The following is a 12,925-nucleotide window of genomic DNA, read 5'->3' as shown; positions in this document are numbered from 1 at the left end:
GGCATGATCGAAAATATGACCCTACGCACCATCACCATCGAAGTAGACATCCCCGGCACCCCGGCGAAAGCACCGATGCTCGACGGTGCCACCGATCACGATGACCGGTATGCCGATCTCGCGAACGCCGTATGGATGCTCCTACAGGCCGGATCGTTCTCCTTCCTCGTCAAGCCCGACACCAAGGCCGACGCCGACCACCTCAACAAGCGGTGGAGCAACTACAACGCCGGCGAGTCCGGCATGTGGCATTTCTGATCGGCTGAGGGCGCGAACGGACGGCAACGAAGAGCCACCGCGCCGCCGACCATCATCCATTCATCCGCCCACGCATCCGTACCCGACTGACGCCGCCGTAGAGCAACAACTCCGGTGGCGTTTCGCATGTCTCGATCACGGCGACGCACCAGTAGTCGGGCGACGGCACCATGACCCGAATGTGAAATGAACTGTTTCCCGTCGCTTTTACGTGTTCCTCTCCGTACTGCCGATAAGGAAACGCAACCGACGTAATTCCGAACTGCTCAACAAACAGAAAACAATTGTGCGCCAACATATTCGAGTGAAATTATCTCGATTTATCCATGGCTTATCGGAATCTTTTGGCGTAGAATTTGAACCTATCGGAACAATTCCCTCGAGGAGTGAGCTATGTCGATCACTGTGTACACGAAACCCGAATGCAACAAGTGCGATCAAACGAAACGACGCCTGAACAAGCACGGGATCGAATACACGACCGTCGATGTCACAGAAGATGCAGCGGCGCGCGAGTTCGTGACCGACGGACTCGGCTACCGGCAGATGCCCGTCGTGGTCGTCGACGAGAACACCCACTGGTCCGGGTTCCGGATCGATGCTCTCGACAGGCTCGCCGCCGCCTGACCGACCACTGGGTTGACCCTGTTCGAGATTCACCTGCGAGAACGAGCCCGACGATGACGCCACTGAGCGCAGTTCCACCGCCCGACGAGCCCGAGCATGTCGTTCACAGCCTCGCCGCTGTCGCCGACGACCACGGCATCGACGACGAGACGGCGCATCAGCCGTCCACCGACCCCGAGGCGCTGCTGCTGTGCGCCCTGATGTGGAGCGCTCACACCGGGGGAGTGTCCGCCGAGGATCTACGCATCACCGCGATCGTGACCGCCGACGACTTCGACGACGCCGCGTACCGGCGGATGTTCGTCGTGATCGCAGGTCTCGTCGCGGCCGGCGAACCCTACGACCCGGCGAGCGTCACCGCAGCCTTCATGCGATCCGGATCCGGCGGAGCCAAGGATGCGCCCCTGCGTCGCCGCTTGAACGAGGTCATCACCGCCGGGGCGGACGGCTTCACCGCCGTCCACTTCGCCGACATCGTTCTCTCCCAGTCCTACCGGCGCAGTTACCGGACCGTGGCAGCGGCCATCGTCCACGCCGCCGAGGAGCTGCCGGAGGAGTACCTGTTCGATCATCTCGTGGAGCACGGGCGCGCTCAACGCGCACTGTGGCAGCGGCTCAACATGTTTCGGGCAGGGCAGTGACCCATGGTCGAACCGCCGCCGCGTCCACCACGCAGGAACACGCCCCCGTATCCGCGCGATCGTCACGACGCATCGACGATGATGTTTCGTCAACACATCTTGACGATACGGCGTTTCGTGCCCCACAGGGCGGTGGGAATCACCCACCCGGTCACCGGCTGCGGTGCGACGCTCCGCCTGACCGCTCCACCTTGGTAGCGGGTTTTGTGTTACACAACATCGGGTTTTGTAGTACACTACTCGATATGGGGATCGAGTGGACGGTCAGCGCCGACAAGCATGAAATCGACCGCGCGGACGCCCTGTACGCAATGGAGAACGCCGTGTATTTCGAGGAGGAGTTCGACGAACCGCGCGTCCCAGGACATGCGAAACCGACATTGTTCATCGGCCCGCCCCGAATGTTGGGGGGACCGCTTCTCGAAGTGATGGTGGAGATGATTCCGCCGCGCAGGATGGTCGTCTTCCACGTCATGGAGGCACAACAGAAGCATCTCGAGCGGATGGACGACTGAACGATCCGTGCATCCGCTCGCACACTGCTCCACGTACCCAGCTCCACATACCCAGAGGTGAACACCATGAACGACACCGAGAAGACAGGCACCGGCACCACCAAGCGGGTCGCCGATCAGACCCGCACCACCAAGCGGGACGCCGATCAGGCCCGGGCAATTCGGCAATGGGCGCAAGACAATGGGCACAGCGTTACTTCCGCCCGAGGCGCACTCGACTCCGAGGTTGATGCTGGGTCGGACTACGACGCTCTGTCCGATTGGGCCGAGAACGAGATGACCTTGCCCACCAAGTCGACAACAGCGAAGCGGGGCCGCGAGGCCGCAGCTGCGGGCCGGGCCTTGCTCGACCGCGTCGGCGGACGTCCGTCACTGGACCCCGACGCCGAACCCGGCACCGAGTCCCCGGTGCGACAGGTCCGGCTACCTCAGTCGCTCGATGCACGTATCGACGCGATCGCCAAGCAGCAGGGACGCAGCCGATCAGCGGTACTGCGTGATGCAGCGGCCGAGTACGCCGACGCACACAGCGCGAACGCGTGAGCGCTGCAGGCGGTGTCAGCGCCGAGGTGGAGTCCCCGATCGGGGCGTACCTGTGGTGGTGCGGACACGTCGGAGCCGACGCACACGACCTCGACGCGCTGCAGGAGTGGGACTACCTGCACGCCGACGAGACGACCGACGCCGAACGCCGCACCCTGACCGCATGGGCACTGGCGGCCGGCATCTTCGGCGCACCCGGCACCGCGCCGCACCCGCAGCGCTGACCGCGCGCCCGACCCGGCCCGAACGACAAAGGCACCCACACCGGCTGTGTGGGTGCCTTCTCGCGTGTACGGACGGGCTGAGTCGGACGAGCGGTGTCAGTGGCGATCGCCGATTCGGACCTCGTCGCCGAAGTCGATGTCGTAGTCGACCAGATACGGCGCATCGGGGTCACCGCTGGATGTGTATCGCGGGTAGAGGCCCTTCTGCTGTTCGGTCTGAAGAACGACCACGCGTACTCGTCCGGGCGTGAGGTGGATTTCGCGGAGTACTCCGGTCATCGGTTCGTTCCACAGCACTGCCTCGAACTTGAGGACCGCGCCGAGGTCGCGGCCGTCGAGCCGGAAAGCAGGCTTGACGGCGCTCCCGTCGTCGGTCGCGTCGGACCGCTGCGGGGGCCGAGGTAGTCGGTGCCGCCCTTCCCGGGTCTGCGGTGGGAACTGATGATCGGTGGTCATCCGAGACCATGATCGACAGACCGCGACGTCGCCGCTGTGTGCGTCGGGGCAGGGGCGGTATGCAACGTGGACGAGGTGGCCCGTGCAGCTCCGGACGAGCGTCCGGTCGGGGAAGTGACCAACCCGCGCGGACGCGTCGACGCACGGTCGGCCTCGACCGAGACCGAAGTGGACGGAGCCGAAGTCGATGCAGCTGCAGAGCTGTCCGGACGCGCGGCCGGCCTCGATCGAGCTCGCAGATCGTCGAGGTCGGCGGCGAGTGCGGTGATGTGTTCGGCGTCGGCGACCGGATCGAGGACGGAGAGGTTTGCGCGCAGGTTCCGTACCTGCACGGACCGCTCGGCGGCGATGCGGTCGGTGTCGGAGACGTCCGCTGCGTGGGTCACGCGCAGCACCGTCTCGTTGCGCATCGGTTCGATGGTGCCGCCGAGATCGGCCGCGAGCTGCTCGGCGATGCGGTGTGCGTCTTCGGGGGTGTACGCGCCGACGTCGGTGCGCGAGTTCGGGATCGGGCCCGGTCGGGTGGAGTACACCTCCACGTCGAGAACTGCGACGGTGTCGGGACCGTCGACCGTCGAGTCGGGTAACGGGGGTGACGTTTCGACGACAGCGGCCACGGCGGCGGTCACTGCGCGTGGTGCGGGGATGACGGTGCGCCGCGCGCCGGAGGCGTAGGCGGGGAGCGCGGTCAGTTCGGCGGCGAGTTCGCCGGGGGTGCCGATGAACTCGACATCACGGCGTGAGGTTCCCTCGCCGACTGCGTCGATGACGACGGAGACAGTGTCGACTTCGCGGGTGTCCGACAGTGCTGCTGCTTGGGTGAGGGCGAACTGTCCGGCGGAGCGGGAGGTGTAGAACGCGCCGCGGTAGTGCACGAAACCGGGATCGCCGTTGCGGTCGAGGGAGGCTACTTCGACGTTGAATTCGGGCTGGCTCATGGCAAGTGGTCCTTCGAGGTGTGGGTGCGCCCGCACGCGGAGAAGATGTGTCGAGCGTGCAAGGACGCACTGGGGATCCGCGACCGGTGCCGGTGCGCGGGTTGTGCGGGGGCAGCAGTGGTCAGTGCGCGGGCGCAGCCGAGGACTGCGGTTCGGTCGACACGTGGGGTGCAGGCGACGAGGCGTCGTCATCGTGGTGTCGGTCCGGTGCCGCGGCGGTGTTCTCGGCACCGACTCGGCGGCGCGGCGTACCGCGACCGGTGGCGCGTTTCGCTGACGCCTTGGATGACTTCTTGCCCACCGGTGTCGGAGCGGTCAGACCACTTCCGGTGAGTTCGGCAACCGTCCACCCGGCATCGATCGCTTCTTTGTACGCGGCGGCGTGTTCGGCGTTCGCGTGTTCAGCGGCGCGAGTCGCCTCGGCGACCTTCTGGCGCGCATCAGCTGATGCCTGGGCGGCGTCGAAAAGGGACTCGATGTATTTGGTGCGGTTTTCTATCGCGGCGCGGGCGCGTGCGATGACGGTGTCTTTGTCGACCGTGGGGGAGATGGACATCAGAGGTGAGGGCCTTCCAGTTTCGGTGCGCGGAAATCCCCACCGGACAGGTACCGATCGCTCACAGAGCCACACAACCCACAGTGCGGTGAACGCAGTGCGGGGTGAATCGGTACGGGTGGGGCGCGCTCGAACGTGACCCTCATCGACGCTCGAACTGACTCGATCCTAGATCATCTGCGAGCTGCGCGGCGAGCCAACCGGCGCGGAGGTGGATCTTTCGTGTCGGTGCCTGCTGGCACTGTGCCGACCATGACCGACGACGACGCCACCACACCGCAGCCTCTCGTGCGAGTGCAGGAAGTACTCGACGGCGATGTCCCCAATGGGACGCACGTCGTCGTGCACGGCACCCTCGAGGAAGTCACGGTGAAGACGAATCAACAGACAGGTCAGTGGGCGATGGGGCGTCTCGTCGACTCAGACCAATCGATCGACTTCTGGATGTTCCCGCGCGCGTTCGCACGCACCGGCCGATCGTGCGTCGAGACGGCCGGCCCGATCGCTGCGACCGCATGTGTGTCCGGCCCGCCTGAGCGCACCGCGCTGATCATCAACAGCATGGAGCGCATCGAACCCCACCCGGAACCCGGTGTCGACACCACTGCTGTCTGACACGATCGACCGCTATGAGTGTCACTCTTCCACCGCCTCTGACAGCCGACTCCGACGACGTTGCGGTCGCTCTGCTGCGGCAGTACTACGGCAGCACCTACCTCGATACCGGGTGCTACACCGGCGCGTACTTCGACAGCTGGGCACCACACAACCGCGATGCCGACAGCAACCGGTTCACCGCCGACGATCTCGTCGCCATCACCTTCCTGTCGGTCAACGTCACCGCGAGCGCTGCGCGCGAACTGCTCGTCACCCGAGCCTCACGGTTCGCCGAGTTGCTCGACGCCGTTGGCCCGGATCGCGACCTCGTCGACGAAGCGGACGGGCTCACACCCGACGCGCCGATCCTGCTGCTAGAGGACGAACTCCGAAGCGTGGGGGACATCGGCCGCACCATCGCCACGAAGTTGATGGCCCGCAAACGCCCCCGCCTGGTCCCGATCTACGACATGGTCGTCGGGCGCGTGCTGAATACGGTGATGGTGCACCGTGATCCCATCCGGGAAGCGCTGCGCGCGGACGGCGGTGCGCTGCACACTCGACTGCTGAGAGTCAGAGCGGCCGCAGCATTGCCCGGCGAGATCAGTGCGCTACGCGTCCTCGACGTCATCAGTTGGATGCACGGCAAGTCGAACTAGATCAGTAGGGGACCGCAGGATGCAGTTCGAAGCCGAATTCGGTTAGCGGTTGCAGCGCAGCCGTGGACGAGCGAGGAAGGAACAGAGCGAAAACCTGTATGTAACCGGCAGCGGTCTCCATCGTGGCGTACGGTCCCTGTCCTACTACGTCGTTCTCGGCCTTGAACCGCGATGAATAGAGGCCGATCCCGATCTGGTCTGTTCCCTGGCGCGGCATGCAAATTGCTGATCCTTGATCCGAGCTGGGGAGCATTGAGCCGCCCTGCCCGTCGAGGAAACTGCCGGGCTTACAGACGGCCGCGAACCAGTCGTCAGAGGTGGACGCGGCAAACGTGTTCCCCGTTGTCTCCTCGGCTGCATTGCCGTTGCTGTCACTGTCTGACGAACAGCCCGCCAGTACGGCTGCGAATGCAGTCAAGGCCGCAGCGCGCCCGAGGTTCTTCCTCCGCGTCTGCGTCGATCGCGCGTCGCGTACTTCACTGCGTGGTGTTCCGCGTCGCCGCACATCTTCTCCTGCCGATGGTGTTAGTAAGACCTGAAACCATCTCGTTCGGTTTGCTCAGAACGTTACTGGAGGCATGTTCGTACGGAACGGGAATTCGCCACGGTGCCGTCCACTCGATGCTGTGCACGCGTGCACGGCGACGTCCTGTCGGTGTGACGCGTTCCCCCCTTCACAGTCGGCTCGCGACGCGTTGCACACGGCCCGCGCAGCTGCCGTTGCATCGACTGCACATCGCCCCGGCACGGTGACTGCGACATCGTGTGCAGATGGGCGATATCGGTCAGTGGTAGTCGTTGTCGTACTGGTTGCGGTAGTACCCGCGACGGGCCCTGCGGTCATCGACTCCGCTGGCACCGCCGAGCGCGAACAGGGGAACCATGAACAGCATCACCGCGATGAACGCGCCGATTACCGCGATGACCGCGCCGAACACGACAGCGAGAACGACGAGGTACGCGCCGACACCGATGACGGTGAGAATGTTCGCCACGAAACCCTTCCATCCGGGGTCGTTCTCACCGAGGTACCGCACGTACCAGATCAGGAATCCGGCACCGGCGACAGCGAGTAGGGGGAGCGGTCCGACGTCGTCGGTGAAGAGCGAGGAGAGCGTCATCTCGTAAGTCCTTTTCGTTGAGGACTGCTCTCACCGGTGCGGTGCAGCGGCCCGAAGCCTTGATGGATCTATCTCTACCGGTCGCCACCGACATGTGTCGGCGTTCGTTTCAGAACAGCGTCGGTGGTGCTTGGGCGTCGAAGCTGTGGCCCGCGAACGCGGCCCGCAGTCTCGGTTCGTCGTAGCCGTCCTTGAGTGCGTCGCGGATCGCAACGGCGCGCCCGTACCGTCCGCGCGGATCCCCGCCTGCCGGTGTCGGTCCGATGTGTCGGCCGACGGCAACAGCGTGCGCGAGGTTCGCCGACTGGGTGCCGCGTTTGAGGTGACCGTCGGCCACCCGCACGCACAATGTCTCGTCGCAGTCGTGCTCACCGACGATCCCGTCACCGAGGTCGCCGTATTCGAGCAGAAGAGCGAACCGGTGCGCCGACAACGTGCGTGGTGCATCGCCGTCGGTGAAGGTAAATCTGCCGTAGCCGTCCGGAAAACTCACCGACCCCCTAAAAAAATGGCAGCTCGGAGTTTTGACCACCTTCGCCCAGAACCTCGCCACAGTCTTCGCAGTCAACGGCTGGTGCAACGGTCGCCACACCCGGCGAACCGGCTGCGGTGTTGCAGCGTCGGTGTCGTCGCCGAACAACGCCAGTTGCATCACCGCGGCGGTCACCGGCTAGCCCTGATTCGTCGCGGGCTCGGCGTCCGGGACGCTGTCGCCGGTCGCGGTTTCGCTCGTCGTTGCATCGACGGTCGCCGTCGAGTCACCCGGCTCGTTCAAGGCCGATCCATCACGCGATTCTGCGTTTGCATCCGAGTCGGAGTCCCAGGTGTCGTCGCCGGTGCCCGCGCTCGCCGACGGCGCTGCGGTGTCGGCGAGCAGTGCCAGAAGTTTGCGAGCTTCGCCGGTCGTGATCCCCGCGAGTGTCGCAGCGGCGCTGAGTGTTCCTTCCCGGCCCCGGATGTCGTCGAGCGCGCGGGCCATCGCCAGCCGGGCCGCGTCGATCTGGTCAGCGGCCGCGAAGTAGTCCGTCAACGAGCCCATGTTCTTCTCGTCGCGCGCTTTGCGGTCGGCGACGACTTTTTGCTGCGCTGCCCGTGCCCGAGCACGCGCAGTCATCCGAGCCTGAGTCGACGCCATGCCGCCCACCTTAACCCTGAACACCCTCGAATTCACAGATCCTGACACAACCTCCTCCCGCATCACCGATCCACCACCATCGAAACCCCATCCCAAGCCTCCAATCCGAACCCCTACCGATCTACAGCCAAAAGCCAAGACCAACCCCACAGACCTCATGCATTCAGGCCGCTTTGCCGATTTCGCTGGTAAGGTCCGGTCCATGATGGGTCTGCACAAGCTCACCGCTGGGGACGGGTATACGTACCTGACCAGGCAGGTTGCAGCGGCAGATTCCACCGAAAGAGGGGCCGCGTCACTGGCCGAGTACTACTCCGAAAAGGGGGAGTCACCGGGCCGCTGGACCGGGTCCGGTCTGGCCGAGCTGGAAACGATCGGCGCGGGGGAGCAGGTGTCCGAGGCGCACATGAAGGCGCTGTTCGGTGACGGCCTTCACCCCGAAGCCGACACGATGTACGCCGAGAAGTTCGCGGCCGAGCTCGCTGCCGGTGCGTCGACGAAGAACGCCGAGCGGGCAGCGTCGGCGGCGATCAAGCTCGGACGCGCATTCAAGATCGACAACGGAGCCTCCGACTACCGGGTCGCGTGCGCGAAGGCATTCGTCGAGCACAACCTCGCGGCCGGCGAGAAATGGAACGCACCGATCGACGGCGAGGCGCGCGCGACAATCCGCACCCGCGTCGCACGCGAGATGTTCGAGCGCGAGTACGGACGCGCCCCGGCCGACGAACGTGAACTGTCCGGGTGGGTCGCCAAATCGGGGCGACAGAACACCAAAGCCGTCGCCGGTTTCGACCTCACGTTCACGCCGGTCAAGTCGGTGTCGGCGCTGTGGGCTGTTGCGCCGAGGGAGATCTCGCAGGAGATCGAAGCAGCGCACGACGCCGCGATCGCAGCCGCCCTCGAATACCTCGAAGAGCACGCCTGCTTCACCCGTCTCGGCAACGGCGGTGTCGCGCAAGTCGATGCGAACGGATTGATCGCCGCAGCGTTCACTCACCGCGATTCGCGCGCGGGGGATCCGAACCTGCACACCCACGTCGCGATCTCGAACAAGGTCTCCACGACCCTGCCGGACGGGACGACGAAGTGGCTCGCGCTCGACGGTGCCGCGTTGTACCGCAACAACGTTCCCGCCTCCGAGGTCTACAACACCGCCCTCGAAGCGCAACTGCGTGAACGCATCGGAGTCGAGTTCGCCGAACGTCCGAGCGAGGACCGGTCGAAGCGTCCCGTGCGTGAAATCGTTGGCCTGGACACGCGGTTGGCAGAACGCTGGTCCTCCCGCAATGCCGCGATTGTCGTGCGCACCGCCGAGCTCGCACGCGAGTTTCAGGCCGAGCATCACCGCGAACCGACCGCTATCGAAGCGATCCGGTTGGCGCAGCGCGCGACGCTGGAAACCCGGCAGGCCAAACACGAACCGCGCTCGCACGCCGAGCAACGCGGAGGGTGGCGCGCCGAGGCGATCGACGTCCTCGGATCACCGAATGCACTGTCGAAGATGGTCGCCGAGGTGACCGGTAAGAAGCGCACCCGGGCAAGCGTGGACATCGACGACCCGCGCTGGATCGAATACACCGCCGCCGAAGTCGTCGAGGTCGTCTCCCGTGCACGCTCGCGCTACCAACGGCACAACATTCGCGCCGAAGCGATCCGTCAGGTCCGCACCGCCAATCCGCCGGCCGATCGGATCACCGACCTCGTCGAAGCGATCACCGACCGCGCGTGCGCCGCCGACCACGCCGTCACCCTCGGCGACGAACTCAGTGACGACGTCGCCGCAGACATCGCCCCGAACGTGATGCGTCGACGCGATGGTCGGGACGTGCACACCCGTCACGAAGCGACGTTGTTCACCACCACTGCCGTCCTCGATGCCGAAGCGCGCATCGTCGCTCTCGCGCAGCGCAACGACGGTGTTGCAGTCGCCGACGAGCACGTGGAGATGGCGCTGCTCGAGTCCGCTGCGAACGGACGCGAACTCAACGCCGGGCAGCGCTCACTGGTGCGTGCGATGGCCACGTCCGGTGCGAAACTTCAGCTCGCACTCGCACCCGCCGGAACCGGCAAGACCACCGCCATGACCGCACTGACACGGTCGTGGCAGAACGCAGGCGGACACGTCATCGGGTTCGCACCGACCGCCGCCGCCGCCGCAGTCCTGCGTCAAGATATCTTGACGACTACCGATACGTTGGCGAAGTTCGTCGACATCACCAAACGTCTACGCAACGGCGATCCGGTGTCCGTTCCCGAGTGGTACACCAACATCGGACCGGACACGCTCGTCATCGTCGACGAAGCGGGCATGACCGGCACCCTCGACCTCGACGACGCCGTCACCGCACTCGCCGAACGCGGCGCAACGGTGCGGTTGATCGGTGACGATCAACAGCTCGCGTCCGTCGCCTCCGGCGGTGTCCTGCGGGACATCCACGACCGCGTCGGCGCTCTCACCCTCTCGCAGGTGGTGCGCTTTCGCGACAAGGTAGCCGGCGCGGCCGAAGGCGCAGCATCACTAGCATTGCGCGACGGCGACGACGCCGCGATCGGCTTCTACATCGACCATTCCCGGCTGCACGTCGGCTCCATCGCTACCGTCACCGACGACGCCTACATCGCTTGGAGCGTCGACCGCGCCGCCGGCAAGGACGCGCTGCTGCTCGCACCCACTCGTGAGCTCGTCGCCGAACTCAATACCCGTGCCCGCACCGACCGTCTTGCCGCCACCGACGCCAAGGTCGGCCGCGAAGCCGTCCTCGCCGACGGGCTCCGCGCCAGTGTCGGGGACATCGTTCGCACTCGCTCCAACGACCGCCGCAACCCGCTCTCGCAGACCGACTGGGTCCGCAACGGTGACCGCTGGACCGTCGAGAACGTCGGCCGCGACGGATCACTGGTGGTCCGGCACCTCGAACTCGGACGCACCGTCACCCTGGCTGCCGACTACGTCCAGTCCGCAACCGAACTCGGCTACGCCGGAACGGTCCACTCCGCCCAAGGATCGACCGCCGACACCTGCCACGTCGTGGCCACCGGAGACGAAACCCGCCAGCTCGCCTACGTCGCCCTCACCCGCGGTCGACTGAACAACCACATGTATCTCGCGACCGCCTCCGACGGCGACCTGCACACCGCGATGACCGAACGCGGAATGCTGCCCCCGACCGCCGTCGACGACTTCCGGGCGATCCTGCGCCGCGACGGTGCACAGGTCTCCGCGCACTCCACCCTCGCTGCCGCCGACGACCCACACAACAATCTGGCACCGGCCGCGAGCGCCTACGACTACTCCGTCGCCACCGCCTGCGAAGTCCTTGCCGGACCGACAGTGATGGCCGCGATCGACACCGCCGCCGACGCCGCGATCGCCGGCCTCACCGACGACGCCGCATGGCCGGTCCTGCGCGGACACCTCGCCATCCTTGCCGCACACGGAAGCGACCCGGTCGCCGCCCTGAACACCGCGATCACCGAACGCGAACTCGGTAGCGCATTCGACCGAGCTGCGGTCCTGGACTGGCGACTCGACGCCACAGGCCGACACTCCGCAGCGCAGGGCCCGTTGCCGTGGCTGCCGGCGATCCCCGACGCACTGCGCAAGGAACCGGAGTGGGCGAGCTACCTCGACGCCCGCGCCGATGCGATCACCGGCCATCGAGACCGCATCGCCGCCGACGTCGCCACGTGGACACCGACGACCGCACCGGTCTGGGCGCGCGCACTGCTCACCGGCGAACCCGACCTCGACCTGCTCACCGATCTCGCGGTGTTCCGCGCCGCACACGACGTCGACCCCGCCGACCGCCGCCCGACCGGACCCGAGCAATACGCGGCCGCGTCGGCAATCGTGCAGCGTCGCCTCGACACCCGCGCAGAGACGATCATCGGCACCACCAACGACGCCGTGAAGCGGTGGCGTCCGTTCGTCGACGAACTCGACACCCACATCGCCCGCGATCCGTACTTCCCGATCCTCGCCGACAGACTCTCCGCCGCCGCCCGCGCCGGAATCGACGTCCACACCCTCGTCCGCGACTCCCTCGCCGCGTCGCCGCTGCCCGACGAGCTGCCCGCTGCCGCACTGTGGTGGCGACTGTCCGGTGAACTCTCGGCTGCCGCGCTCGACGCCGACGCCGCGGACTCCGCCGCGCTCACCCCGTCGTGGACCCCGATGTTGATCGAACTGCTCGGCGACAGAGCTGCCGCCCGGGTGATGTCGGATCCGGCGTGGCCCTCGCTCGTGGCGACCGTCGACGCCGCCGACCCGAGCATGTGGACGCCGGGGGAGTTGCTCGGCACTGCGTACGAGTTCCTGCACGGCGGCGTCGACCCGGTCGATCACGGTGTCACCCTGCCCGCCCACGAACTGGCCACCGCACTGACGTGGCGGGCCGAGATGCTGGTGCGCGAGAACCACCTCGCCCGCACCTACACCCCACCGCCCGTCGAACCGCTGTCGGTCGAGGACGAAGAAGCCCTCGCCCCACTCGACGAGACGATCGGCGACACCGCTGCCGACGTGCTGCCTCCCGAGTTCGCGGATCCGGACAACCTCCCGGCCTTCGCCACCGTTGCGGGAGTCGACGCAGCGACACCGTCGATACCTCTGGGCAGTGACGCCGACTACCTCGCCTCCCTCGACGCACTCG

Annotated in this window: 16 protein-coding genes; 9 read left to right on the top strand and 7 right to left on the bottom strand. The window is 66.1% G+C overall.

The annotated features are described in order from the left end of the window. The first annotated feature begins 15 nt into the window (after positions 1 to 15). The 6 genes from A3K89_RS12515 (at position 16) to A3K89_RS12490 (ending at position 2,808) form a co-directional block, all read left to right on the top strand. Positions 16 to 258, top strand: a complete 243-nt coding sequence (locus A3K89_RS12515; protein WP_068426328.1) for a hypothetical protein — start codon at positions 16 to 18, stop codon at positions 256 to 258. A 393-nt stretch (positions 259 to 651) separates the two neighbouring features. Further along, entirely contained in the window at positions 652 to 885 is a 234-nt protein-coding gene (locus A3K89_RS12510) for a glutaredoxin family protein (protein ID WP_068426321.1), read from the top strand. 53 nt (positions 886 to 938) lie between these two features. Next, the gene (locus tag A3K89_RS12505; RefSeq protein WP_084423763.1) at positions 939 to 1,526 is read left to right on the top strand and encodes a DnaB-like helicase N-terminal domain-containing protein; all 588 of its coding nucleotides are present in this window, start codon (positions 939 to 941) and stop codon (positions 1,524 to 1,526) included. A 245-nt stretch (positions 1,527 to 1,771) separates the two neighbouring features. Then, a complete protein-coding gene (locus A3K89_RS12500; RefSeq protein WP_068426315.1) occupies positions 1,772 to 2,041 on the top strand; it encodes a hypothetical protein in 270 nt (89 codons plus the stop codon). A gap of 66 nt (positions 2,042 to 2,107) precedes the next feature. After that, positions 2,108 to 2,584, top strand: coding sequence for a ribbon-helix-helix protein, CopG family (locus A3K89_RS12495; RefSeq protein WP_157105307.1), 477 nt, complete (start codon positions 2,108 to 2,110; stop codon positions 2,582 to 2,584). Further along, complete coding sequence (locus A3K89_RS12490; protein ID WP_068426312.1) at positions 2,581 to 2,808, top strand: hypothetical protein; 228 nt, start codon at positions 2,581 to 2,583, stop codon at positions 2,806 to 2,808. Before A3K89_RS12495 ends, A3K89_RS12490 begins: the two co-directional genes overlap by 4 nt. A 96-nt stretch (positions 2,809 to 2,904) precedes the next feature. Here A3K89_RS12490 and A3K89_RS12485 read toward each other — a convergent pair whose 3' ends face one another. The 3 genes from A3K89_RS12485 to A3K89_RS12475 all read right to left on the bottom strand — a co-directional run bounded on the left by A3K89_RS12485 (position 2,905) and on the right by A3K89_RS12475 (position 4,758). Then, positions 2,905 to 3,264 (bottom strand): hypothetical protein, encoded by a 360-nt coding sequence (locus A3K89_RS12485; protein WP_068426309.1) that lies wholly within the window; start codon positions 3,262 to 3,264, stop codon positions 2,905 to 2,907. Continuing rightward, positions 3,261 to 4,202 (bottom strand): hypothetical protein, encoded by a 942-nt coding sequence (locus tag A3K89_RS12480; RefSeq protein WP_068426307.1) that lies wholly within the window; start codon positions 4,200 to 4,202, stop codon positions 3,261 to 3,263. The genes A3K89_RS12485 and A3K89_RS12480 overlap by 4 nt, the downstream gene beginning before the upstream one ends. A gap of 121 nt (positions 4,203 to 4,323) precedes the next feature. After that, entirely contained in the window at positions 4,324 to 4,758 is a 435-nt protein-coding gene (locus tag A3K89_RS12475; RefSeq protein ID WP_068426306.1) for a hypothetical protein, read from the bottom strand. 252 nt (positions 4,759 to 5,010) lie between these two features. Between A3K89_RS12475 and A3K89_RS12470 the strand changes: the two genes are divergently transcribed. Beyond that, positions 5,011 to 5,373: a hypothetical protein gene (locus A3K89_RS12470; RefSeq protein WP_157105306.1), complete on the top strand. Its 363-nt coding sequence runs from the start codon at positions 5,011 to 5,013 to the stop codon at positions 5,371 to 5,373. A 14-nt stretch (positions 5,374 to 5,387) separates the two neighbouring features. Then, positions 5,388 to 6,014, top strand: coding sequence for a DUF6308 family protein (locus A3K89_RS12465; RefSeq protein WP_068426303.1), 627 nt, complete (start codon positions 5,388 to 5,390; stop codon positions 6,012 to 6,014). Between the two features lies 1 nt (position 6,015). Here the strand turns inward: A3K89_RS12465 and A3K89_RS25745 are convergent, their stop codons facing one another. From A3K89_RS25745 to A3K89_RS12445, 4 genes are all read right to left on the bottom strand, one after another. After that, positions 6,016 to 6,432, bottom strand: coding sequence for a hypothetical protein (locus tag A3K89_RS25745; RefSeq protein ID WP_156516175.1), 417 nt, complete (start codon positions 6,430 to 6,432; stop codon positions 6,016 to 6,018). Positions 6,433 to 6,799: 367 nt separating this feature from the next. Beyond that, the gene (locus A3K89_RS12455; RefSeq protein WP_068426299.1) at positions 6,800 to 7,135 is read right to left on the bottom strand and encodes a hypothetical protein; all 336 of its coding nucleotides are present in this window, start codon (positions 7,133 to 7,135) and stop codon (positions 6,800 to 6,802) included. Between the two features lie 109 nt (positions 7,136 to 7,244). Next, positions 7,245 to 7,802, bottom strand: coding sequence for a hypothetical protein (locus A3K89_RS12450; protein WP_157105305.1), 558 nt, complete (start codon positions 7,800 to 7,802; stop codon positions 7,245 to 7,247). Positions 7,803 to 7,805: 3 nt separating this feature from the next. Continuing rightward, complete coding sequence (locus A3K89_RS12445) at positions 7,806 to 8,270, bottom strand: hypothetical protein (protein WP_068426297.1); 465 nt, start codon at positions 8,268 to 8,270, stop codon at positions 7,806 to 7,808. 202 nt (positions 8,271 to 8,472) lie between these two features. On the opposite strand from A3K89_RS12445, the gene mobF reads away from it, so the two are divergent. Next, positions 8,473 to 12,925, top strand: a 4,453-nt coding sequence (gene mobF, locus A3K89_RS12440; RefSeq protein WP_068426295.1) for a MobF family relaxase, incomplete at its 3' end; no start/stop codon positions are given.

It is taken from the genome of Rhodococcoides kyotonense, assembly GCF_001645385.1.
GTDB lineage: Bacteria > Actinomycetota > Actinomycetes > Mycobacteriales > Mycobacteriaceae > Rhodococcoides > Rhodococcoides kyotonensis_B.
The sequence above is the reverse complement of the archived record's forward strand: the minus strand, read 5'-3'. Positions and strand labels throughout refer to the sequence as shown.